22 protein-coding genes are annotated in these 21,600 nt (G+C 63.6%); 10 read left to right on the top strand and 12 right to left on the bottom strand.

Annotated elements, in window-relative coordinates; genetic code table 11:
• Positions 1-68: 68 nt before the first annotated feature.
• The 8 genes from OX460_RS16030 to OX460_RS15995 form a co-directional block, all read right to left on the bottom strand.
• Positions 69-665 carry a hypothetical protein gene (locus OX460_RS16030; RefSeq protein ID WP_289899240.1) on the bottom strand — a complete coding sequence of 199 codons (597 nt, stop codon included), beginning with the start codon at positions 663-665 and terminating at the stop codon, positions 69-71.
• Positions 666-824: 159 nt separating this feature from the next.
• Positions 825-1,133: a hypothetical protein gene (locus OX460_RS16025; RefSeq protein WP_289899239.1), complete on the bottom strand. Its 309-nt coding sequence runs from the start codon at positions 1,131-1,133 to the stop codon at positions 825-827.
• A 104-nt stretch (positions 1,134-1,237) separates the two neighbouring features.
• Positions 1,238-2,584, bottom strand: a complete 1,347-nt coding sequence (locus OX460_RS16020; protein WP_034758888.1) for a sigma-54 dependent transcriptional regulator — start codon at positions 2,582-2,584, stop codon at positions 1,238-1,240.
• Positions 2,571-4,478: an ATP-binding protein gene (locus tag OX460_RS16015; protein ID WP_289899238.1), complete on the bottom strand. Its 1,908-nt coding sequence runs from the start codon at positions 4,476-4,478 to the stop codon at positions 2,571-2,573. Before OX460_RS16015 ends, OX460_RS16020 begins: the two co-directional genes overlap by 14 nt.
• A 234-nt stretch (positions 4,479-4,712) precedes the next feature.
• On the bottom strand, positions 4,713-5,504 hold the full coding sequence (locus OX460_RS16010; RefSeq protein WP_077401587.1) for an ABC transporter ATP-binding protein: 792 nt from the start codon (positions 5,502-5,504) through the stop codon (positions 4,713-4,715).
• Positions 5,505-5,515: 11 nt separating this feature from the next.
• Positions 5,516-6,337, bottom strand: a complete 822-nt coding sequence (locus OX460_RS16005) for an ABC transporter permease (RefSeq protein ID WP_099380440.1) — start codon at positions 6,335-6,337, stop codon at positions 5,516-5,518.
• Between the two features lie 15 nt (positions 6,338-6,352).
• Positions 6,353-7,354 (bottom strand): ABC transporter substrate-binding protein, encoded by a 1,002-nt coding sequence (locus OX460_RS16000; protein WP_099664875.1) that lies wholly within the window; start codon positions 7,352-7,354, stop codon positions 6,353-6,355.
• A gap of 382 nt (positions 7,355-7,736) precedes the next feature.
• On the bottom strand, positions 7,737-7,973 hold the full coding sequence (locus tag OX460_RS15995; protein WP_289899237.1) for a hypothetical protein: 237 nt from the start codon (positions 7,971-7,973) through the stop codon (positions 7,737-7,739).
• A 479-nt stretch (positions 7,974-8,452) separates the two neighbouring features.
• On the opposite strand from OX460_RS15995, the gene OX460_RS15990 reads away from it, so the two are divergent.
• Both OX460_RS15990 and OX460_RS15985 read left to right on the top strand, forming a co-directional pair.
• Entirely contained in the window at positions 8,453-8,953 is a 501-nt protein-coding gene (locus OX460_RS15990) for a winged helix-turn-helix domain-containing protein (protein WP_010396453.1), read from the top strand.
• Positions 8,954-9,298: 345 nt separating this feature from the next.
• Positions 9,299-10,171 (top strand): M90 family metallopeptidase, encoded by an 873-nt coding sequence (locus OX460_RS15985; protein WP_289899370.1) that lies wholly within the window; start codon positions 9,299-9,301, stop codon positions 10,169-10,171.
• 9 nt (positions 10,172-10,180) lie between these two features.
• Here OX460_RS15985 and OX460_RS15980 read toward each other — a convergent pair whose 3' ends face one another.
• Together OX460_RS15980 and OX460_RS15975 are read right to left on the bottom strand one after the other, a co-directional pair.
• A complete protein-coding gene (locus OX460_RS15980; RefSeq protein WP_289899236.1) occupies positions 10,181-10,870 on the bottom strand; it encodes a LytTR family DNA-binding domain-containing protein in 690 nt (229 codons plus the stop codon).
• On the bottom strand, positions 10,867-12,504 hold the full coding sequence (locus tag OX460_RS15975) for a sensor histidine kinase (RefSeq protein ID WP_289899235.1): 1,638 nt from the start codon (positions 12,502-12,504) through the stop codon (positions 10,867-10,869). The genes OX460_RS15980 and OX460_RS15975 overlap by 4 nt, the downstream gene beginning before the upstream one ends.
• 167 nt (positions 12,505-12,671) lie before the next feature.
• Here OX460_RS15975 and OX460_RS15970 point away from each other — a divergent pair, with 167 nt between their 5' ends.
• From OX460_RS15970 to OX460_RS15940, 7 genes are all read left to right on the top strand, one after another.
• The gene (locus tag OX460_RS15970) at positions 12,672-14,810 is read left to right on the top strand and encodes a serine hydrolase (RefSeq protein ID WP_289899234.1); all 2,139 of its coding nucleotides are present in this window, start codon (positions 12,672-12,674) and stop codon (positions 14,808-14,810) included.
• Positions 14,811-15,069: 259 nt separating this feature from the next.
• The gene (locus OX460_RS15965) at positions 15,070-15,900 is read left to right on the top strand and encodes a transporter substrate-binding domain-containing protein (protein WP_289899233.1); all 831 of its coding nucleotides are present in this window, start codon (positions 15,070-15,072) and stop codon (positions 15,898-15,900) included.
• Between the two features lie 20 nt (positions 15,901-15,920).
• Positions 15,921-16,598 carry an amino acid ABC transporter permease gene (locus OX460_RS15960; protein WP_289899232.1) on the top strand — a complete coding sequence of 226 codons (678 nt, stop codon included), beginning with the start codon at positions 15,921-15,923 and terminating at the stop codon, positions 16,596-16,598.
• Complete coding sequence (locus tag OX460_RS15955) at positions 16,598-17,290, top strand: amino acid ABC transporter permease (protein WP_099664868.1); 693 nt, start codon at positions 16,598-16,600, stop codon at positions 17,288-17,290. Before OX460_RS15960 ends, OX460_RS15955 begins: the two co-directional genes overlap by 1 nt.
• A complete protein-coding gene (locus tag OX460_RS15950; RefSeq protein WP_289899231.1) occupies positions 17,287-18,030 on the top strand; it encodes an amino acid ABC transporter ATP-binding protein in 744 nt (247 codons plus the stop codon). Before OX460_RS15955 ends, OX460_RS15950 begins: the two co-directional genes overlap by 4 nt.
• A gap of 126 nt (positions 18,031-18,156) precedes the next feature.
• Positions 18,157-18,723 (top strand): glycine zipper domain-containing protein, encoded by a 567-nt coding sequence (locus tag OX460_RS15945; protein ID WP_099664866.1) that lies wholly within the window; start codon positions 18,157-18,159, stop codon positions 18,721-18,723.
• A 196-nt stretch (positions 18,724-18,919) separates the two neighbouring features.
• Positions 18,920-19,279: a hypothetical protein gene (locus OX460_RS15940; protein ID WP_077401630.1), complete on the top strand. Its 360-nt coding sequence runs from the start codon at positions 18,920-18,922 to the stop codon at positions 19,277-19,279.
• A 21-nt stretch (positions 19,280-19,300) separates the two neighbouring features.
• Here the strand turns inward: OX460_RS15940 and OX460_RS15935 are convergent, their stop codons facing one another.
• A complete protein-coding gene (locus OX460_RS15935; RefSeq protein WP_251350762.1) occupies positions 19,301-20,167 on the bottom strand; it encodes a universal stress protein in 867 nt (288 codons plus the stop codon).
• A gap of 86 nt (positions 20,168-20,253) precedes the next feature.
• Entirely contained in the window at positions 20,254-20,574 is a 321-nt protein-coding gene (locus tag OX460_RS15930; protein WP_289899230.1) for a hypothetical protein, read from the bottom strand.
• Positions 20,575-20,806: 232 nt separating this feature from the next.
• Here OX460_RS15930 and phbB point away from each other — a divergent pair, with 232 nt between their 5' ends.
• A complete protein-coding gene (phbB, locus tag OX460_RS15925) occupies positions 20,807-21,553 on the top strand; it encodes an acetoacetyl-CoA reductase (protein ID WP_289899229.1) in 747 nt (248 codons plus the stop codon).
• Positions 21,554-21,600: the final 47 nt, after the last annotated feature.

The following is a 21,600-nucleotide window of genomic DNA, read 5'->3' as shown; positions in this document are numbered from 1 at the left end:
GTCAGTGTAGAGGGGCGGGATGGTGGATTAATTGCGTTTCCGCAAGCATTGCGGAAAAGACGGTGTCCTTACGGCGCGCTGATGATCTTCGTCAGCGCGATGCGGTACGCGGGCTGCACGTCGCCATCCTTGTCCAGCTTGTCCGTCATGATCGCGCCATAGCCTTGCGCGTACCATACGTATTCACCGCTTTTACCCTTGCTCTTGCCGCCGACGTCGCGCAGTTCGAACTTGCAGGCGTCGGGGAAGCGGCGGCCGCCCAGTTCCAGGCGTTCCCAGCCGAGGAAGGTGATCGAGAAATCGCGTTTATCGGTGCGCGTGGAGGTGGTGATCTTGTCGGACAGGCCCGCCAGCGGGTAGTGGGTGTCCGTTCGCGTGTCCGTGAACTGCACGCGCACTTCCTGGCCCGGGCGCATGTTGGCGGGGATGGCGGACTGCGGCGTGTAGACGTTCTTGCTGCGCACGGTGCCGTCTTCGTTGTAGTGGATGGCGCCCGTCAGGAAGACCTGGCTGTCACGAATGTCCTGGTAGGACGTGGCCAGCAGCACGCCGCCGTCGAGGATCAGCTGCGTACCCTTTTGTTTCTTGCCCTCGAACATCTCCTCGACGTTGACTTGCGCGTCGCCATTGTTCTTGCTGAATTTGATGCCTGTCGTCAATTCCATGCATTCGCCCACCGTGGGCGCCGCCTGTACGCTCGCGGCCGCGAATACGCTGGCCGCCGCCATTCCACACCATGCTGCTTTCATTGTCATCCTGAATATATTGCAAAGGCGCGATGATAACGTGCCTTGGAGCAATGTGGCGCAGCGCTGGAGGCAGACTTAGCGGGCCGGCGCGACTGGCGTCGCTGGCGGCGCGGTGGCCGGTCCGCTGGCGGCCGGGGTGTCCGGCGTGGTCACGGGCTTGCCGCGCCGCGTGCGCTTGTCCGTGCGCGTCTTGCCGGGCTTGGCATCGTGGATCGGCTTGCCTTTGTTATCGAGCTTGTCGGACTGGTCCGATTGCTGGCCCGGATCCCTGGCATTGTTGGTGTGGTTGCCCGTCTGGTTCACATTCGTCGTCGACTGGGCTTGCACCCAGGCGCCGCCGACGGTCATCAGGGTGGCGGCCAGCAAGAGAGCGGCGGTTTTCATGGCGGTATCCTGTGAGAAATGAGGTTGAGCCTGCATTCTCACACAGGAGTCCGCCCGCACGGGTAGGACGCCGCCTCATGGCCGTGTCGGCTATTTGCTTCAGATCAACGGAACTGTTCCGTCGAGATATCGAAGCGCTTGAGCTTGTCATACAGGGTTTTCTTCGGGATATTCAGGCTGGCGGCCGCATCGATGACGTTGCCATTGTGGCGGCGCAAGGCTTCCTCGATGATGGAAATCTCGAAAGTGTCGACTTGTTCGGCCAGCGAGGCTTCGCGGCAGCCTGCCGGGCTCAGGGTGTCGTCGAGCAGGCCCAGCACGAAGCGGTCGGCCACATTGTGCAGCTCACGCACATTGCCGGCCCAGCGCTGCGCCATCAGCGAGGCGATCAGTTCGCCGCTGACGAGGGCGGCCGGCTGGCCGTAGCGCAAGGCCGCCTGCAGCACGAAAAATTCGAACAGCAGCGGGATATCTTCGCGCCGGTTGCGCAGCGCGGGCAAGGTCAGGCTGGCCACGTTCAGGCGGTAATACAGGTCGGGCCGGAATTTCCCTTGTTCGGCCAGCACATTCAAGTCTTCCTTGGCGGCGGCGATGACGCGGAAATTGACGGAAATCAATTTGTTGGAGCCGAGCCGTTCCACTTGCCGTTCCTGCAGCACGCGCAGCAGCTTGACTTGCAGGGCCAGCGGCATGCTTTCGATTTCGTCTAAAAACAAAGTGCCGCCGTTGGCGTACTCGATCTTGCCGATGCGCTGGCGCTGCGCGCCCGTGAATGCCCCTTCTTCGTGGCCGAACAGTTCCGACTCGAAGATCGATTCGGGCAGGGCGCCGCAGTTGATGGCCACGAACGGGTGGTCGCGCCGCTCGCTGAAATCGTGCAGGCAGCGGGCGATGAGTTCCTTGCCGGTCCCCGTTTCGCCGAGGATGATGATGTCGGCCGATTTCGGCGCCAGGTTCAGCACCAGCTGGCGCACCTTGGCCATGGCCGCGCTGCGGCCCACGATGCGCGCCTCGATTCCGACCCGCTGTTCGAGCTGGCGGCGCAAGTTCATGTTTTCCAGCACCAAATGGCGTTTATCCAGGGCGCGGCGGCACACTTCCACCAGCAAGTCGGCGGAAAACGGTTTTTCGATGAAATCGTAGGCGCCACGGCGCATGGCGCCCACGGCCATCGACACGTCGCCGTGGCCCGTGACGAGGATGACGGGCAGGCTGGCATCCTGCGCCACGGCGATATCGAGCAGTTTCAAGCCATCCATGCCGGGCAGCTTGATGTCGCTCAATAAAATGCCGGCAAATTCGGGCACCAGGTAGGGCAGTGCTTCCTCGGCCGTGGCGACGGCCGTCACTTGCAAGCCCGCCAGCTCCAGCGATTGCCGGGCGCCCTTGCGCACGACGGCGTCGTCTTCCACCAGCAGCACTTGCATGCCTTCAAAATTATTCTCGTGCATCGGGTGTTTCCTCAGTCTCTTTATTCTTTTCCCCCGGGGCGCAGCTCAGGGTGATGGTAAATTGCGCGCCGCCCCCTTCCTGCGCGCTGCGGTTGCGCACGGCCAATGCGCTGCCGGCCGCGCGCAGTATGCCAGCGCTGATCGACAATCCCAAGCCCAGCCCGTGTTCCTTGGTGGTATAGAAGGGGTCGAAGATCTTGTCCAGCGAAGCGAGCGGGATGCCCGGGCCATTATCGGTGATATGCAGCACGGCGAGGTCGCCTTCGCGGCGCACCTGGAACCAGATCTGCACGGGCTCGTTTTCCGGCACGGCATCCATGGCGTTCGTGATCAGGTTGGTAAACACCTGTTCCAGGCCGATGGCGTTGCACAGCACGATAATGTCGTCCTCCAGCCAGCTTTCATGCAGGGTCAGGCGCTGCGAATGCTTGCGCGTGCGGATTTGCAGCATGGTTTGCGCAAACGCCTGGCGCACGCTGACGGGTTTGCGGGCATCGTCGCTGCGCCGCGCAAAGCCTTTCAATTGCGACGTCACATAGCCGAGGCGCTTGACGAGGTCGGAAATGGTCGACAGGTTGTCGAGCGCATCGTCGATGCGTCCGCGCGCCAGGAATACCTTGGCATTGTCGGAAAACGTCTGCAGGGCGGCCAGCGGCTGGTTTAGCTCGTGCGTGACGCCGGCCGCCATCTGGCCGATGGCCGCCAGCTTGCCGCTTTGCACCAATTCCGCCTGGGCATAGCGCAGGGTCTGTTCGGCCCGCTCGCGCTCGGCCACTTCCGCCTGCAGGCGGCCATTCGCATGCACGAGGTCGGCCGTGCGCTGCTCGACCTTGATTTCCAGCTGTTCATAGGCGCGCGCCAGCGTCTGTTGCGCATTGAGCTTGTCGGCGATGCGGCGCCGGCGCTGGCGCGCATACATCAGGGCCAGCAACAGCAAGGCCCAGCCCAGCGCGGCGGCGATGGCCGCGTTGCGCGCCGCCTCGTCGACCTGGTCGAGCTCGGCCAGCACGGTGATCTGCCATTGCAGCGGGCCCAGCGCGCGGTTCACGGCCAGATAGTCGGCGCTGCCGGACAGGGCGGGCGTGTCGCCCGTCTGCGGACGTTCCAGCGTCATCACGCTGGCGCCATCGGCGAACTGGCGCCGCAGCCGGTGCGGCAAGATGGGCAGGTTTTCCTGCAGGAATTGGCGCTGCGCGCTGATATCGTTCTTCGCGGCCGGCGACAGGGGCGCCAGGGTCTTGAACTTGAAGGCGGGCGTGGTGGCCAGGATCAGCACGCCATTTGCATCCTTGACCCAGATCTGTTCGCCGGCGCCGGGCGTGCGCCACGATTGCTCGATCCAGTCCAGGTTGACCTTGGCGGCGACGATGCCGATGATGCGCCCGTTGCGCTGCACGGGTTGCGAAATGAAATAGCCGGCCTCGAAGGTGGAAGCGCCGATGCCGTAGAAGCGGCCGATGCCGCCCGCGATCGCATCCTTGAAGTAGGGCCGGAAACCGTAGTTGACGCCCACATACGAGCTGCGGTCTTGCCAGTTGCTCGACGCCAGGGTCGTGCCCTTGTCGTCGAGCACGTAGACGGCAAAGGCGCCCGCGCGGCGGTTCATGTCGACCAGGTAGGCGTTGATCTGCGTGACTCTGTCGGCGCTGGGCTGTTCCAGTAGTTGCGCCACGGCATCGCTCTGGGCCACGGCCAGGGGCAGGAATTCGTACTTGTTGAGGGCGCCGCCGATGGACGCCGCATACAGTTCCGCGCGCGAATCGAGGGTGCGGTGCAATTCATCGAGCTGGCGCTGCTTGACCCAGGCATACGACGCCCACGTCAGCACGACCAGCGAACCCACGGCCAGCAGGGGGCCGAGCGCGGGTCTCAGGGGCCATTTGCCGAATGCCATGGTGCTCCGTGTGTCGGGTTAAGCTTGCGTGTGCCGCAAAGAAGGAATGGTAGTGTACGGCGGGATTCACCCGAATGGGTGAATCCTGATTTACGACTGACATGCAAAGTTGCAGTGTCTGACAAAACCGTAGCGAGCGGAAGGGAGAGGTGGCCGAGAAGCGGAACCGTACTCTGGTACGGTGAGCATCGCAGGCCGCCTATACCGACGCGCAGTAGGTTTGGTCAGACACCACTAATCAGCGGTGCTGGCCATGGTCTCGGCGTTATGATGGCGCTGTTGCTCTTCCATCACCATCTCGCCCAGCATGCGCTTCAGGCGGTTGAACTCCGGGTCGCTCGGGTCGCGCGGGCGGGGCAGTTCGATGGCCACGTCGCGCTTGATGGTGCCGGGACGGTAGGTCATGACGATGGTGCGGTCGGCCAGGTAGATCGATTCCTCGATCGAGTGCGTGACGAAGACGATGGTGGTGCCGAAGACTTTCCAGATTTTCAGCAATTCATCTTGCAGGTTGCGCCGCGTCAAGGCGTCCAGCGCGCCGAACGGTTCATCCATCAGCATGATCGGCGAATCGAGGGCCAGCACGCGGGCAATCGCCACGCGCTGGCGCATGCCGCCCGACAAGTCTTTCGGGTAGCGGGCACGGAATTCCGTCAAGCCCAGCATGCTCAGCAGCATGTCGACCCGTTCCTTGATTTCGGCGGGCGTCTTGCCGGCGATTTCCAGGCCGAAAGCGATATTGCTCTCGATGGTCATCCAGGGGAACAGCGCGTATTCCTGGAACACCATGCCGCGGTCGGGACCGGGCTCGGTGATCAGCTTGCCGCCGGCCAGGATCTGGCCCGACGTTGGCTGCGAAAAGCCGGCGATGGCGTTGAGCAGGGTCGACTTGCCGCAGCCGGACGGTCCCAGCAGGCAGATGAACTCGCCGCTGGCGATTTCCAGGTTGATATCCTTCAGGGCGATGACGTCCGCGCCGCCCGTGGTGAAGATTTTATTGACTGCATTGATATTGATTGTGGTCATGGCCGTTCCTCTCAGTGTTCCAGGCCGCGGTGCCACTGCAGCAAATGATTATTCAGGGCATTCATGGCCATGTCGATGGCCAGGCCGAACAGGCCGATGGTGAACATGCCGGCGATAATCTTGTCAGACCAGAAATATTCGCGCGCTTCCAGGATGCGGAAACCGAGGCCGCTATTGACGGCGATCATTTCCGCCACGATCACGACGATGAAGGCCGTGCCCATGCCGATGCGCGCGCCGGCCAGGATGTAGGGCGTGGCCGCCGGCAGGATGACGCGGCGGAACATGGTCATCTGGCTGGCGCCCAGGTTGCGCGCGGCGCGGATGTAGATGCCGTCGACCTGGCGCACGCCGGCGATGGTATTCATCAGCACGGGGAAGAAGGAGCCGATGCTGATCAGGAAGAAGGCGGGCGGGTTGCCCAGGCCGAACCACAGAATCGCCAGCGGAATGTAGGCGATGGGCGGAATCGGGCGCAGCACCTGCACCAGCGGATCGAACAGTTTATAGATGGTCTTGTTGGTGCCCATCAGCAAGCCCAGCGGCAATGCCAGGCCCGCGCCGATGGCAAAGCCGCCCAGCACGCGCGACAGGCTGGCCCAGGCGTCATGCGGCAGTTCGCCGGAGAACATCCACACCAGGTAATTGCCCGTTTCGGGCGTGTAGGCTTCCATCGGCACCAGGTATTCATACCATTTCACCAGCACGGCCACGGGCGAGGGCAGGATTTGCGGGTTGATCCAGCCGAACGTCGACATGGCTTGCCACAGCAGCAGCACGGCCACGGGCACGGCGGCACCGTGCGCGAAGCGTTTCATCATTTGAATATTCATCGTGATACTTTCAGATTAGCGTGGTGCGTAGGATTTCTTGGCTTTTTCCAGCAGGTCCAGCTTGACCCAATCCTGTGCCGCAGGCGGTTTGGCCATGCGGCCCACGCCGAATTTCACCATGTAATCGGTGGTCAGCTGCACGTGGCTTTGCGTGATGTCTTCCGTGAAGATGGCGTTGTCGATGGCGTCGCGGTAATCCTCGGTCGTGATCTGGTTCTTGAACATCGATTCGCGCACGTATTTTTCCGCCAGTTTCGGGTCGGCCAGGAAGGCGCGCGTGGCGGCGACGAAGCAATCCATGAAGCGCTGGGCCACGGCAGGTTTCTCTTTGTACATTTTTTCCGTCATCACGAGGGCGCGCACGGGCTCGCCCAGCGGCGTGTCGTAAGGCTTGATGATGGCCGCGCCGTATTTCTTGTGGATGGCCTGGGTCGAGTACGGCTCGGACTGGCTCATGACGTCGATATCCTTGGTCAGCAGCGCCTGGTTCAGGTCCGGGTAGCCCATGTACAGGATCTGCACGTCCTTGCCCGGCTTGTCGGACCAGGTCAGCTTGGCCTTGGTGAGTTCGGCAAACAGCAGGATTTCCTGCGGGCCGCCGCGCGTGACGCCGACTTTCTTGCCTTTCAGGTCGGCGATGCCCTTGATGTTCAGGTCGGGACGGCCGACGATCTGCACGCCGCCCTTGGCGAAGCCGCCCACCAGGTACACGGGCAAGCCCGTGGCGCGGCCCGTAATGGCCGCTTCCAGCGCGCTGGCGGACACGTCGATTTCACCGGCGATCATGGCCGGCACGATGTCGAGGCCCTTGGCGAAGATGCGCTCTTCAATTTTCAAGTCGTATTTGGGCGCGATTTCCTTCATGTAGGCGACGGCGCCGTAATGGGCGAATTTCAGGTTGCCCAGGCGGACCAGGTCGGCTGCATGGACGGCCAGCGGGAATTGCGCGGCCAGTGCGACGGCGACGGTCAGTGCCTTGGTGTTCAGGAAGGACGAGATGCGGAAGGTGCGTGCCATGCTGTTGTCTCCAAAAGGTAGATGGTTTTATATAGTGGGTCGGGCTGCCGCTCTGACGGCGGTTATGAAAATATAAAAGCATCTTCCGTGCCAGTGGAGCGCATTTTGACGTTTATTGCAAGTGATTGTTTATAAAGGTTTAATTTGAATCTAGTGAAAATGGGAAATGGCGGGATTCCGTCTTTCCGCACGAGGAGGGGAAAGGCTGTGCGGATTGCCGCATTTTCGGGGTGGCCTGCCGGTGAACCTTCAGGGCGTGGCCGACTCCAATCGTAAAAAAACGCGTTGCAAACAGGCTGGCAACGCGTAACTCCCCCGTGGAGTAGGGATGGCGCCGCGCGGGCGCCCATCTGAGGCCGTGTGCTGGCCTCGACTGTAGGCTTTACTTCGGCGCCGTAGCCGGTGGCAGGGCGGGCGCGGTGGCGGGATCGGTCAGCGGCGCAGGCGGCGTCGTGCTGCCGGAACCCGCGTCCGGCATGGCTGGCGTGACGGGGGCAGGCATCACTTGCGGGGTGGAAGCGGGATTGGGCGCCGTTTCGGGCAGGGGCGGCTCGGCCGGTTTTTTACAGGCGGACAGGGTGACAAGCAAGGCGGCGGCCAACAGGGCGGGCATTTTCATGATGTTTCCTTTGCAAGAGTCGAAGATTCGCGATGCGGGCGGCAGGCGCCGCGCGCGAAGCTTGAATTTATTGCAATGGCGTTTCCGCTTCTGTTCGCTATTTCACTTTGCGCCATGAATGGCGGCACAGGCTCGTCATGCCGGTTTTTCAGATGTCTTTTTTAGATGCCACGAGAGAAAGAATTCAGTAGGGCAATATTTTTCACTTTCTTGCTTCTAATGTTCGTTAACGCACAGACCGCAGCCGCCGACACGGGCATTCTGTGCCCAGACGCTCAGGATTCGTGGTGTTCTGGTATAAAAATTGCCAAGAACTTAACAATCCGGGCTACCGGCAATCGTTTAAAAGGAGTATTCAAATGCATGCAATGACTCAGTCTCACGTGAAGAGCGAATTAAAGGCAGCGCACCAGGAACTTCGTAGCCCCGAAAAAGGCTCGCAAATGGTAGAACGCGCAGCACCTATCCCCCCGGAACGCATGAATCCCATTTCCATGGCACCGATCGAGCGCGTGCGTTCGACGTCGGCCACCCTGCGCCGCATCGAAAACATGCAAAAGCTGATCGGCGAATTGTCGCTGCACGAGATGCTGGCCGACGAAATCGCCTGGTTCCTCAAGTTTTCGCCATCGGGCGCCCGCAAATACATCCGCGACCTGCGCGAAGCGGGCGTGATCGAACTGGCCCGCTACATCGAAGGCACCGCCACCTACCTGGGCAAGGCAGTGTACCAGCTGACGCCGGACCCTGAGCGCGTGCGCGCCTTCCTGGCCGCCATCGTCCAGCCAAAACGCGAAGGCGCGCCACCGCGCAAGGATCGTCCAGGCTTGCGCGAGCAAAGCATGGCAGGCAGCGGCCGTCACTTCCACATCCTGGCCGATGACACGCATTACGCCATCCGCGTCAACCGTGGCCCCGTGACGCGCGATCCGCTGGTGGCAGCCCTGTTTGGTGCGCCGCAGCAGAAAGCTGCAGAGTAACACCTGATCAAACCTCGCGCGGCGTGCGGCCTGCGCTGCTCACCGGCTCGGCGCCCCCGTACAGAGTACGGTTGCGCTTCTTGGCCACAAATCATCGCCGCTCGCTACGGTTTTGTCAGGCGTTGTAACGTTGTAATGAAAGAATGAAAGCCGGGTTGCAACCCGGCTTTTGGCGTTCGAGCCGGCCCTTTGATATTGGCGGATTGAAAAGATGTTAATCAACCCCATGTGGGCTGGACTGCCCGCCCGTCCCGATGCGGGGTTCATTCGAAGGAGCTTGTCCTTGTCTGCCTACGCCGCCTTGTTACCGTGTCTGCCCCTGCCTTGCCTGAAACGGGCCGCCGCATGAACCCGCTGCTGTGGATCGCCCTCGTCACGGCGGCCATCGTCTTTTCGTTGTGGTTCCCCCGCTGGCGTTTGAAGCGGGCCCTGGCGAAACCCTTGCCGGCAGAAGGCCTGGCCGTGCTGGAAAACAATATCCCCGTCTATCAGCATATGCCGGCGCCGCTGCAGGAGCAGTTGCGCCGCCTCGTCGTGCAATTTCTGTATCAAAAGAAATTCGTCGGCTGCGGCGGTCTGGAAATCACGGACGAGATGCGCTATACGATTGCCGGCCAGGCTTGCTTGCTGCTGCTGAACCGCCAGACGCAGGTGTACCCTGAACTCGACACCATCCTCGTGTATCCCACGGAATTCATCGTCACGCGCAATGAAGTGGGGCCGGGCGGCGTGGTGACGCCGTCGGCGAATGGTTTATTGGGCGAATCCTGGGGCGATGGCCGCGTGGTGCTGGCCTGGGACCACGTGCAGCGGGGCGCGGCCGACTGGAGCGACGGCCACAATGTCGTGCTGCATGAATTCGCCCACCAGCTCGACAGCGAATCGGGCGCCGCGAATGGCGCGCCGTATTTGCCCAGCGTGTCGAGCTACCGCAGCTGGGCCACCGTGCTGTCGCGCGACTTCGACAACCTGCGCCACGACGCCATGTACCAGCAGCAAAGCGTGATGGACCATTACGGCGCCACCAATCCCGCCGAATTCTTTGCCGTGGCCACGGAAACCTTCTTTGAAAAGCCGTACCAGATGGCGGAACACCATGAAGAACTGTATGCGCAATTCTTGCAGTACTACAAGGTCGACCCGCGCGACTGGATGGCGCCGCCCGTGGAACCCGAACACATGGCCTCGCCATTCCCCAACTACGCACCGCACTGGTAAGCGGGAACGTCAGCCCAGCAACCGCTGTTTCAGCGCGGGATAGCTGCTGCGCGATACGGGGATGCCCGTGCTCGTCTGCGTGTCGAGCGCGTATTTGCCGCCCGCGCCGATCTGCAGCCGCTTGAAACCCAGGCTGTTGACGATGTAGGAGCGGTGCACGCGCAGGAAGTGGGGCGGCAGCAGGGCCATGAGCTTGTCGATAGGCAAGTCGTGAAAGCATTGCTCGCCGCTGCACAGCACGATATTGCTGTAGTGGCCATCGGCTTGCACGTGGTCGATGTCGGCCATGGCGATCCATTCCAGCGCCCCCCGTTTCTTGACGGCCAGCGAAGCCGCTTCCGTGTGCCGCCCCGTATAGCGTTGCAGCGCCTTGTGCAGGCGTTCGCGGCTGAAAGGCTTGGCGACGAAATCGAGCACGCCGAATTCGAAGGCCGTGATCGAGCGTTCCGCGTGGGCCGAGACGATGATGGTCTGGAAGCGCGCATCGGCGGCCAGGCGCAGCAAATCATAGCCGTCCGCACCGTGCAGGTGCAAATCCAGCAGCAGCAAGTCGATCTGCTCCTGCGCCAGGGCGGCCAGCGCTTGCGGCACATTGTCATGCAGCACGAGATTGCCGAGGCGCGCGCCGAAATGCGCGCGCACTTCGCGTTCGAGGCCTTGCGCGATCAGCGGTTCATCTTCCAGTATCAACACATTCATGGCGCCGCCGGCAAGGTAAAGGTGAGGCGCCAGCCTGCTGCTTGCTGTGCGCTGGCATAGTTGGCCGCATCGCCGAACACGGCGTGCAGGCTGGCGCGGATGTACTGTTCGCCCACGCCGCTGCCCGCATGGGCGCGCGCCTCGCCTTCGGGCAGCAGCAAGGTAAGTATTTGCGTTTGCGCATGTTGTGCGATGCGCAGGATAAAGGCCGCGCCGTGGCGGTAGCGGTTGTGGCTGAACGCATTTTCCAGCGCCGTCAGCAACAGGGCGGGCGGCACGGTGATGCCCGCCGCCTCGCCGTCGAGCTGCAAGCGGCACGGCTGCTGCAGCCGCGTGCCCATGATGCTCAGGTAATTCTCGCACAGGGCCAGTTCTTGCGTCAGGGCAATGCTGGGCTGCTGCGCGAATTCGTTGAGCATGCGCAATTCGGCCCCCAGCGCCTCGATGAAGGTTTCGGCCGCCTGCGGCGATTGCGCGTTGAGTTCGCTGATCAGGCTGAGGGAATTCATCAGGAAGTGCGGCTGCATGCTTTTGCGCAAGAGCTGGTTTTCCAGCTGCTGGGCGCGCGCTGCCTTGCTGCGTTCGCGCAATAGCTGCGCCAGCAATTGCGCGCATACAGGCAGCAGCAGGAAGCACACGACGAGGGCGAAGCCGCCTTCGGCAAACTGGCTGCCCGTCAGCAGGAACAGGGCGCACGAAGCCAGCGCGATCAAGGTGCCGCCGCGGCTGCCCGGCAGGCGGCGCCACAGGGCGACCAGGTTGAGCGCCAGGCTCGCCGCCAGGCCCGTCAGAAACATCAGCCAGCAGCGGGCGTCGAAATGCGTGGGCAGCGCGCCGGCCAGCGCGATGCCCGCCAGCAGCACCGCCGCCGCCAGCGGCCAGCGGGGCAGGCGGTAAGCCGTATAAAAATACAGGGGCAGCAAGGCGGAAAACAGCCAGGTCAGGGCGCTGACGGCGTACAGGCGCGGCATGTGCGAGGGATAGGCATAGCCGGCAAAGCTGCGCCACAGTTCCGCCACCAGCAGCAGCGCCGCCGCCAGGCACAGCGCCGCAAACATGGCCCAGTGCCGCTGTCGCTGATACAGTACCGTCAAGGCGAGAAACAGCAGGGCGACGGCGCCCAGCGCCCCGGCCAGCAGCAGTGGCGGCAACCGGTACCAGGCCAGCGCCGCGCGGTAATCTTGCCGGTCGACCAGGTACAGCGCATAGAATGGCGATGCCAGGTGGGCCGGCACCTGCTGCGTCGACAGCAGCAGGCGCAGGTGGTGCGTGCCCATGGCCAATTGCTGCGGCCTCAGGTGGAGGGCGAAATCGACGTCGCCCGCGCGTTCCCCGCTGGCCTGGCGGGCCGGCTGGCCATTGCTGCCGATCAAGACCCCATCGAGCCACAGCTCGCTGGCAGCCAGCGCCGACAGCACCAGCAATTGCGTCGACGACGGCGTGGCGGCCAGGGCGACATCGCGCTCGACGCACAGCAGCTGGCCCGGCCGGACCACCTGCTGCAGCGAGGCGGGCGCGGAAGCCGTGTTGCCGCAGGTGCGCCAGCCGTCGTCCAGCGAGAGCGGATGCATGGCGCAGGCGAACGAGGGCAAGGCCAGGCAGCACAGCAACAGGTAGCGGAAGAGGGAGGGCATGGCGGGCATTGTAGCTGCTCATGTGCTACCCCTTTGCAACATTTTCATCGACGCCGGTGCCGTTCGTGCGGGCCACGTGCATTTCGTGCACGGCCCGCCAACGGCGTGTGAAAGACACTTACCATGCATCAGCGCCGTGCTGTGCACACGGCCCTCACCATGGAATCATGACTATGCAAAGCAGCAAATACTACGGTTTCGCCGGCGCGCTGGCGCTGTTCTGCGGCGTGGCGCAGGCCGCCTCCGCCCCTTCCCCTGTTTCACCCGCTGCTCCTTCCGCCGCGCTGGCCGCGCGCCTGGCCGATTTCGACGGCTGGGCGGCCCGGCGCATGGGCGCGGAGCGCATTCCGGGCGTCACCGTCGGTTTCAGCCAGGGCGATGTGGAATGGGTAAAGGGCTATGGCTATGCGGACCTGGAAAACCGCGTGCCGGCCACGGCCCAGTCCAGCTACCGGCTGGCGTCCGTCACCAAGCCCATGACGGCGGTGGCCATTTTGCAACTGGTCGAACAGGGCAAGATCGACCTGGATGCGCCCGTGCAAACCTATGTGCCGTATTTCCCCGTCAAGCCGTTTCCCGTGACGGTGCGCCAGCTGCTGGGCCACCTGGGCGGCATCGACGCCTACCGCGACAGCAGGGTGGAACAGCATTTCAAGGAGCACAAGGATACGCGCCAGTCCATCGCCGTCTTCGAGCAGTTCGACCTGATCGCCGAACCGGGCACGCGCTTCCGCTACACCAGCTATGGCTACAACCTGCTGGGCGCCGTCATCGAGAGCGCCTCGGGCGAAAGCTATGGCGGCTACATGCGGCGCCATGTGTGGGGGCCGCTGGGCATGGACGCCACCGTGATGGACGACCCCGACGCCGTGATCGCCCACCGCGTGCGCGGCTACCGGCTGGCCGGCAAGGAGTTGAAGAATTCGGAATTCGTCGACATCAGCAGCCGCTTTTCGGCCGGCGGCACGCGCGCCAGCGTGCCTGACATGCTGGCCTTTGGCCGGGGCGTTCACGCAGGCAAGATCCTGTCGGCGGCCAGCGTGGCCGCCATGGTGCAGCCGATGGCCACGCGCGCGGGCCGCTTGACGAATTACGGCATGGGCTGGGAAATCCTGCCGACGGGCGGGCGCTACGCCATCGCCCACGGCGGCCAGCAGCCGGAAACCGTCACCTACCTGTACAGCTTTCCTTCGCGCAAGCTCACCATCGCCGTCGCCGCCAATCTCGAGCGCGTCAATCCCGAAGCCTTCGTGCAGCGCCTGTTCGAAGTGGTCACGGGCGAACCGTGGCAGCTGAACACGTATATCGCCGATGCGGGTGCGCAGCGCGCCTACCAGGTGGCGCAAGGCCTGTTCGAAGAGGGCCGCGCCTACGCCGAACGCACGGATCAGGCGTATGCCGATGCGGCCGCCACGCGCGCAGCCTTCACGCACATCAACCGGCAAGCGCTGGCGCCCGACGCCCAGGCGGCGCGCGCCTACATCGAGGCGGCCCGCCATCCCGCGGGCGGCCGCGTGTTTCTCGCGGCCGGCGCCAGCATGGCCGGGGCATTGCGCGCATCGGGCGTCGACCTGAATACCTACTCGCGCGGCGGCGCGCTGGCGTTTGCGCGCGACTATATCCGCTTGTCGCAAGATGCAAAGGCCGGCACCGTGCCCCGTTTCGACCCTGCCTTCGAGCAAGCCATCGTGGCCCTGGCCGCCAGCTGGGACCGCACGGCCGCCATCGCCTGGCCGGCCGCGCCCGCCTCGGCATCCATCGCCGCCCTGGATAGCCAGTTGCGCACGGCCTTCCGCGGCCAGCGCGCCTATCCCGATTTCGTGCCCGAGCTGCTTGATCTGGTGCAAGCGTCGGCCGCGCGCGGCGAGGCGGATGCGGCACTGGCGGCCAGCCGCCTGGCCGTGGAACTGTATCCGCTCAGCGACCGCGCGCATGCGCTGCACGGCTTGACCTTGCTGCGCGCCGGAAAGACGGAACCCGCCCTCGCGGCCCTGCGCCTGGCGCTGGCCCGCGACCCGCTGGGCGCGGCCAGTCCGGCGGCGCTGAACCTGGAAGCGTATCGGCTGAAAGGCGGCGGCGCCGTGGCGCAAGGCATGGCCGTGCTGCAGGCGGCTGCCAGCCTGCATCCGCGCGACGCGAATCTGCAGGACAGCCTGGCCGAGTTTTATGTGGAGCAAGGCTTGCGCCCGCAGGCGGTCGAGGCGTACCGCCAGGCGCTGCAGCTCGACCCCCGCTATCCGGGCGCCGTGGGGGCCAAGGCGGCGATCATCCGCCTCGGCGGCGAGACGAAGGCGCTGGCGCCTTAGATGACGCCTTACAACACCTAACAAAACCGTAGCGAGCGGAAGGAAGGCTCGGCGCCCCCGTTGGCTTGAGAAGCGCAACTGTACGAAGGTACGGGGGCGCCGAGCCAGTGAGCATCGCAGACCGCAAATTACGACGCGCAGCAGGTTTTGATAGGTGTTCTTAGATGAATTCTGCATAAACAAGGGTGAAAAGATTCCTTTTTGGAAATAAGAGCGCTGCGGTCTAATGGCGGCATTCATTGTCCACCAGAGGAATTCCATGCAGACCCGCCTACACTTCGCCGCGCTTCTTTTCACCTCCATCGCCTTCACGCAGGTGGCGCAAGCGGACCAGCTGGCCGCGATCAAGGCGAAGGGCGAGCTGGTCTGCGGCACCCTGGGCACGGACGAGCCGAACAGTTTCATCGACGCCAAGTCGCGCCAGCTGGTCGGCTATGAAGTGGACCTGTGCCGCGCCATCGCCCAGGGCCTGGGCGTCAAGCCGGTGATCAAGCAGCTGGCCGTGGCCGCCCGCATTCCCGAACTGCAGCAGGGCCGCATCGATATCCTGACGGCATCCTTGACGCACAACAAGGAACGCGAAGCGCTGGTCGATTTTTCCCTGTCCACGTTTTACACGGGCCAGCGCGTGCTGGTGAAAAAAAGCAGCAATATCACGACGGTTGCTGGCCTGGCCGGCAAGAAAGTGCTGACCGTCAAGGGCGGCACGCAGGAACCGAATATCCGCAAGGCCGTGCCCGGCGTGGACGTGGTGACGTTCGAGACGGCGGGCCAGGCCTATCTCGGCTTGCAGCAAGGCAAAGGCGTCGGCTATGTCGACGATGAAGTATCCCTGCTCAACAACTACGCCAAACTGGGCGCCGCGCAAAAGGATTACATTGTGCTGCCGCAAAACATCAGCCAGGAAGTGTTTGCCTTCGGCATCCGCAAGGGCGAGACGGGCGTGAAAACCGCCGTCGACAAGGTGCTGCGGGAACTGGAAAAGTCGGGCGAGGCGGAAAAACTGTTCTTCAAATGGTATGGCCCGACGAGCAATGTGAAATTCCAGAAACGCACATTTAAAATTGAATCGGACAAGATCGACACCTGAACCTTGCCTGACTCTTCCGCATGTTTGATCTGAACTTTTTGCTGGCCGGCGACTACCGCGACTGGTTGCTGTCCGGCTTGCTGCTGTCATTGCAACTGATGGGCATCACCTTGCTGTTGTCCCTGCCGCTGGCGTGCGGCGTGGCCATGCTGCGCCTGGCGCCGTCGCGCCTGCTCAACGGGCTGGGCGCCGCGTATGTCGAGCTGATCCGCAACGTGCCCTTGCTGGCCCACTTCCTGTTCTGGTATTTCGGCGCGCCCGAACTGTTGCCCGACGCCTGGAAGGAGCGCTTGTATGCCGGCAATATCGAAGCCTTCAGCGCCGTCACGGCCCTGACCTTATATACGGCCGCCTACATGGCGGAAGACATCCGCAGCGGCATCCGCGCCATTCCTGCCCAGCAATTCGAGGCGGGCCGGGCGCTGGGTTTCGGCTTTCTCGCCACCATGCGCTTGTGCATCGTGCCGCAAGCCTTGCGCCTGGCCGCGCCGCCGCTGCTGTCGCAAACCCTGAACCTGTGGCAAAACACCAGCATCGCCACCGTCATCGGCGTGGCCGAGCTGATGTACCAGACGCAGCGCGTGGAAGCGGCCTCGTTCCGCAGCGTGGAAGCGTTCGTCTTCGCCAGCGTGGCCTATCTGGCCGTTTCCCTGGTGATCGCCAGCCTGGCGGCCTTGCTGCAAAAGAAGGTGTCCTGATGCTGGAACTGATCCACGATTACTGGCTGTATTTCCTTGTGGGACGCTATCCCGAGGGGCCGCTGGGTGGCCTGGCGCTGACGGTGCTGCTGGCCAGCCTGGCGCTGGTGCTCAGCCTGCCGTTCGGCTTGCTGCTGGGGCTGGCGCGCCTGAGTCCCTGGCGCCTGCTGCGCTGGCCCGTCGCCGCGCTGATCCACGTGGTGCGGGGCATCCCCTTGCTGCTCGTCATCTTCTGGGCGTATTTCTTCCTGCCCAGCCTCACCGGCCATGAAAGCGGGCAATTCGGCACCATGCTGGCAGCCCTCGTCATCTTCGACGGCATCTATCTGGCGGAAATCGTGCGCGCCGGCGTGCAAGCGGTGCCGCGTGGACAGGTGGAGGCGGCCCGTTCGCTGGGCTTGAACTATCTGGACAGCATGCGCACGGTGGTGTTGCCGCAGGCGCTGCGCCACATGCTGCCGTCCCTGGTGAACCAGTTCGTCTCGACCATCAAGGAAACCTCGCTGGGATACATCATCGGCCTGGCCGAAGTGTCGTTCATCGCCTCGCAAGTCAATGGCCTGGTGCTGACGAAACCCGTGCAAGTGTATTTCTTGTTGGGCATGACATACTTTGTTTTATGTTTCAGCCTGTCGCGCGCCGCCTTCTGGCTCGAGCGGCGCCAGGCGCGACTCTTGAAAGCGGCTGCATGATTACCTTTGACAACGTCAACAAATACTATGGCGAGTATCACGCCTTGAGCGGCATCAATGAACACGTCGCCAAGGGTGAAGTGCTGGTCGTGTGCGGCCCATCCGGTTCCGGCAAGTCCACCCTGATCCGCACCATCAACCGGCTGGAACCGATCGCCTCGGGCCGCATCACGGTGGCGGGCCAGGACATCCACGCGCCGGGGCTGGACGTGAACGCCTTCCGTTCGCATATCGGTTTTGTTTTCCAGCAATTCAACCTGTTTCCGCACCTTTCCGTGCTGGACAATTGCGCGCTGGCGCCGCAGCGCTTGCGCGGCCTGAACCGCAAGGAAGCGGAAGAGCGGGCGCTGGCCCTGCTGGAACGGGTGGGCCTCGCGCACAAGGCGCGCGCCATGCCGGCGGCCCTGTCGGGCGGGCAGCAGCAGCGCGTGGCGATTGCCCGCGCGCTGGCCATGCAGCCGCCGCTGATGCTGTTCGATGAACCGACCAGCGCGCTGGACCCGGAAATGGTGGGCGAAGTGCTGCAAGTGATGCGCGGCCTGGCGCAGGGCGGCATGACGATGGTGTGCGTGACGCATGAAATGGGCTTTGCGCGCGAAGTGGCGGACCGCGTCTGGTTCATGGATCACGGGCAAGTGCTGGAACGGGCCGCGCCCGAGGATTTCTTTGCGCGGCCTCAACATGCGCGTGCACAACAATTCCTGTCGGATATCCGCAGCCCCTTCAGCGCGTCTGCTTGAGTGAGCATATGATTGGGCATGGGAGTAAGCGGCTGTGTGCGTAAGCGAACGGTATCCTGGCGTTGTCTGGCGCACGCTATCGAGGCGGCGCATGGTGCGCCAGCAGCCGACGAGGAGGGCCGTATCATGTCACGCATCATCGCAGGTCATTTTCAGTTGCAGGAACAGATCGACGTCGCGCGCGCCGCGCTGAACCAGGCGGGCTTTTCCGACAGCCGCATCAGCGCCTTTTTTGTCAACCAGCCGGGGCAGCATGATCTGCACGCGCTGGGCGGCGACCGCGACATGTCGCCGGGCGCGAAGGAAACGCCGGAGGGCGTGGTGGAAGGTGTGGCCGTCGGGGCCGCCTTGGGCGCGGGCATCGGCGCGGCCACCGCCCTGGCGACAGGGCCGCTGGGTCCGGTCGTGGGGGCGCTGGTGGGCGCCCACGTGGGTTCGCTCTACAGTTTCAACAAGATGAAGGAAGCGGGCGAAGCCGAGAAGAATGGCGAAGACAACGGTGAAAACCGCCGCCAGCCACGCCATCCGGGCATGTTGATCGCCGTCGCGCTGGGCGGCCTCGACGAGCGCGAACGGGCGCTCGAGGCGCTGCACCGGCTGGGCGCCGAGCATATCGAGGAAGCGGAAGGCACGATCGCCAATGGCGACTGGCATGATTTCGACCCGCTCAGCATTCCCGTGCTGGTGGCGTGAATTGGCGCTTCTGTGGCGCAAGATGCATAAATTCCGCGCTGCATGAAATTTAGGTATGATCCTTGTTAGTATGAGTAATTATTGGTAAACAATGCCGACAGGGATAGTTTCCGTGCGCCCGAAGTGACACTGGACCAAGGTGACTGCCCGTAGTACTTGCCTCGCATGCTAACGAGTATGGATAGGAGGGCGCGTCATGACACAGGCATGGTTCATTCTGACACGGGCCGATGGGCGCGACATCTGCGCGCCCTCGCCGGCACAGCTGGCCGATGCGCTGGCCGAGGTGTACCGCGGCGGCGCCGTCACGCCGGACGGCAGCCCGGCCGCCGTCCTGTTGCGCTTTGGCTACGACGATGGCTTGATGTATCAGGTCGAGGTCGCTAGCGGAGGCGAAGTCACTTTCGAGGAGTGGTCGGACCGCGATTGTGAAATCGCCCTGGCCACGCCGCGCCACATGTCGGCCCTGCCGCAGGATGCCGCCCTGCAGCTGTGGCAGTGGCTGGCGCAGCGCCAGGTGGCGAAGATCCGCAGCCAGCCCTGGCAGGGCGGCTAGTCCTGTCATCAGTCCGCCCGCCTAGTGCGCCATCAGCACGGGGATCGTCATGCTTTGCAAGATCGTGCGCGTGACGCCGCCCAGGATGGTTTCGCGCAGGCGCGAATGGCCATATGCCCCCATCACCAGCAAGTCGGCCGACAGGTCGGCCGCCTGCGACAGCAGCGCTTCGCCGATATCGCCGCGCCGCACGCCACCGCCATCGAGCAAATGCAGCCGCGCTTCCACGCCGTGGCGCGCCAGGTAGTGCGTCAGTTCGGCGCCCGGCTGTTCGCCGTGCTCGGCGGCATGCACCTGGGCGTCGAAGATGGCCACGTGGACTTGTCCGGCGCGCTGCAGCAGGGGCAGGGCGGCGCTCACGGCGCGGCTCGCTTCCTTGCTGGCGTTCCAGGAAATGAGCACATTGCGCGCGGCCGCCGGCGGCGCCAGCCGGGGCAGCGGCGGCGCATACGGCACGATCAGCACGGGACGGCCCGAATGCAGCAGCACATAGGCGGGAAAGTCGCGCATCACGGACGGCGATTTATCGCTGGCATTGTATTGGCTGATGACGACCAGGTCCGCATAGCGGGCCAGCAGGCTGATGCCGCCCGCCGCCTCGTCGTCGAGCACGCGCTGTTCGAATGAAGCGACGCCGGCCGCGCGCACCTGCGCCTCGAAACCGTCGAGGGCGCGCGTCGCCCGCTCGCGCAGAAAATTGAGGTGCAAGCTCAGGTTCGGGTCCGCATCGAGGTCGGGCTGGTTCTGGTACAGCAGGCGCGACACGCCCGTCAGCGCCACGCCCGTCAGGTGGCCGCCGCACGCCTGGGCGATGCTGGCCGCCGCGTCGATGCGGGCGGCGCGCCCGGCGCTGTCGTCGATGTGGAGCAATACGGTCTTGTAGGTCATGGCCTGTCCTCTCGCTGTGCAGTAGTGGCCATTCTGGCACAGTCCCGGGTGCCGGCCGCGCACGACTGCGGCCGGTGCTTGTTGCCTCAGCTCATGGCGATGATGATGATGTCGGCGTCGCAGTTGCGGTAATGAATCACGATGACGATGACGCGCCGCAATTGCGCCGCCTTTTGCGCCACCTCCGGCATGGCGCGGCTGGCGCGGTTCTTCATCGTCACCTGCACTTGCGAGGCATCGCTGACGGGGATGCCCATGGCCTTCAGCGCCGCTTTCGGATTGGCCATCAGGGCCAGCGCATGCTGTGGATCGAGCTCCGCCTGATGCACGGATTCCACGTCGCTCATGCCGGGATTGATATCGTTGAACAAGTCCCTCAATGCTTCTGTGTCGTCCTGGATTTCCATCGCGTTCTCCCTGTGAGTCTTACCGTCAAGCAAGGTTTGCACGACCTGCCTGTCGAGGTGCCATCACCTCTTTGAGGAGTATAATTTTGATAATTGTCTCTGCATGGATGCAGCGCAGACGGACGCTGCAATACGCAGGCTCAGCCTTTGATCTGGCGCAATGCCCGCTTCAAAAGTGCCACCTACACTTGATCCCACGCAGAACAACCATAACAAGCGGGGAGAGACAGCAATGAAGGAACAAAAGGTAGCACTGGTCACGGGCGGCATGGGCGGCCTGGGCACGGCCTTGTGCCGGCGCCTGCATGGGGCGGGCTTTGCCGTCGTGGCGGCGCATACGCCGGGCAATGCGCGGGTGGGCAGCTGGCTCGACGAACAACAGGCGCAGCAGTATTATTTCCACCCGCTGGCCGTCGACGTGAGCGATTTCGATGCCTGCAGCGAGGCCGTGGCAAGCGTGCTGGCAAAGTTCGGCCGGATCGACGTTCTGGTCAACAACGCCGGCATCACGCGCGACCAGAGCATGCGCAAGATGGAATTGCCGCACTGGGCCGAGGTCATGCGCACCAATCTCGACAGCCTGTTCAACATGAGCAAGCAAGTGCTCGAACCGATGCTGGCTAACCGCTGGGGCCGCATCATCAATATCTCGTCCGTCAATGGCCAGAAGGGCGCGTTTGGCCAGTGCAACTATGCGGCCGCCAAGGCGGGCGTGCACGGCTTCAGCAAGGCGCTGGCGCTGGAAGTGGCGCGCCACGGCATCACCGTCAACACGGTCTCGCCCGGCTACCTGCGCACGCAGATGGTGACGGCCGTGCCGGCCGATATCCTGGAAACGAAGATCCTGCCGCAGATTCCCCTGGGCCGCCTGGGCGAGCCGGACGAGGTGGCGGCCCTGGTCGCTTACCTGGCGTCCGACGAGGCGGCCTTCGTCACGGGCGCGAATATCGCCATCAATGGCGGGCAGCACATGAGTTGATCCGGCATGCAGCCGGATACTTGAAGCAGGGCAATGGCAGTAGAGGA

Source organism: Janthinobacterium sp. SUN033, assembly GCF_030397595.1.
Classification (GTDB): Bacteria; Pseudomonadota; Gammaproteobacteria; order Burkholderiales; family Burkholderiaceae_D; genus Janthinobacterium; species Janthinobacterium kumbetense.
Note: the sequence above shows the minus strand (reverse complement) of the source record. Positions and strands in the feature narration are given on the sequence as shown.

Excerpts from the sequence above, each read along its gene's own strand:
- OX460_RS16030 (WP_289899240.1), bottom strand. The coding sequence starts at position 665 with ATGGAATTGACGACAGGCATCAAATTCAGCAAGAACAATGGCGACGCG.
- OX460_RS16025 (WP_289899239.1), bottom strand. The coding sequence starts at position 1,133 with ATGAAAACCGCCGCTCTCTTGCTGGCCGCCACCCTGATGACCGTCGGC.
- OX460_RS16020 (WP_034758888.1), bottom strand. The coding sequence starts at position 2,584 with ATGCACGAGAATAATTTTGAAGGCATGCAAGTGCTGCTGGTGGAAGAC.
- OX460_RS16015 (WP_289899238.1), bottom strand. The coding sequence starts at position 4,478 with ATGGCATTCGGCAAATGGCCCCTGAGACCCGCGCTCGGCCCCCTGCTG.
- OX460_RS16010 (WP_077401587.1), bottom strand. The coding sequence starts at position 5,504 with ATGACCACAATCAATATCAATGCAGTCAATAAAATCTTCACCACGGGC.
- OX460_RS16005 (WP_099380440.1), bottom strand. The coding sequence starts at position 6,337 with ATGAATATTCAAATGATGAAACGCTTCGCGCACGGTGCCGCCGTGCCC.
- OX460_RS16000 (WP_099664875.1), bottom strand. The coding sequence starts at position 7,354 with ATGGCACGCACCTTCCGCATCTCGTCCTTCCTGAACACCAAGGCACTG.
- OX460_RS15995 (WP_289899237.1), bottom strand. The coding sequence starts at position 7,973 with ATGAAAATGCCCGCCCTGTTGGCCGCCGCCTTGCTTGTCACCCTGTCC.
- OX460_RS15990 (WP_010396453.1), top strand. The coding sequence starts at position 8,453 with ATGAATCCCATTTCCATGGCACCGATCGAGCGCGTGCGTTCGACGTCG.
- OX460_RS15985 (WP_289899370.1), top strand. The coding sequence starts at position 9,299 with ATGAACCCGCTGCTGTGGATCGCCCTCGTCACGGCGGCCATCGTCTTT.
- OX460_RS15980 (WP_289899236.1), bottom strand. The coding sequence starts at position 10,870 with ATGAATGTGTTGATACTGGAAGATGAACCGCTGATCGCGCAAGGCCTC.
- OX460_RS15975 (WP_289899235.1), bottom strand. The coding sequence starts at position 12,504 with ATGCCCTCCCTCTTCCGCTACCTGTTGCTGTGCTGCCTGGCCTTGCCC.
- OX460_RS15970 (WP_289899234.1), top strand. The coding sequence starts at position 12,672 with ATGACTATGCAAAGCAGCAAATACTACGGTTTCGCCGGCGCGCTGGCG.
- OX460_RS15965 (WP_289899233.1), top strand. The coding sequence starts at position 15,070 with ATGCAGACCCGCCTACACTTCGCCGCGCTTCTTTTCACCTCCATCGCC.
- OX460_RS15960 (WP_289899232.1), top strand. The coding sequence starts at position 15,921 with ATGTTTGATCTGAACTTTTTGCTGGCCGGCGACTACCGCGACTGGTTG.
- OX460_RS15955 (WP_099664868.1), top strand. The coding sequence starts at position 16,598 with ATGCTGGAACTGATCCACGATTACTGGCTGTATTTCCTTGTGGGACGC.
- OX460_RS15950 (WP_289899231.1), top strand. The coding sequence starts at position 17,287 with ATGATTACCTTTGACAACGTCAACAAATACTATGGCGAGTATCACGCC.
- OX460_RS15945 (WP_099664866.1), top strand. The coding sequence starts at position 18,157 with ATGTCACGCATCATCGCAGGTCATTTTCAGTTGCAGGAACAGATCGAC.
- OX460_RS15940 (WP_077401630.1), top strand. The coding sequence starts at position 18,920 with ATGACACAGGCATGGTTCATTCTGACACGGGCCGATGGGCGCGACATC.
- OX460_RS15935 (WP_251350762.1), bottom strand. The coding sequence starts at position 20,167 with ATGACCTACAAGACCGTATTGCTCCACATCGACGACAGCGCCGGGCGC.
- OX460_RS15930 (WP_289899230.1), bottom strand. The coding sequence starts at position 20,574 with ATGGAAATCCAGGACGACACAGAAGCATTGAGGGACTTGTTCAACGAT.
- phbB (WP_289899229.1), top strand. The coding sequence starts at position 20,807 with ATGAAGGAACAAAAGGTAGCACTGGTCACGGGCGGCATGGGCGGCCTG.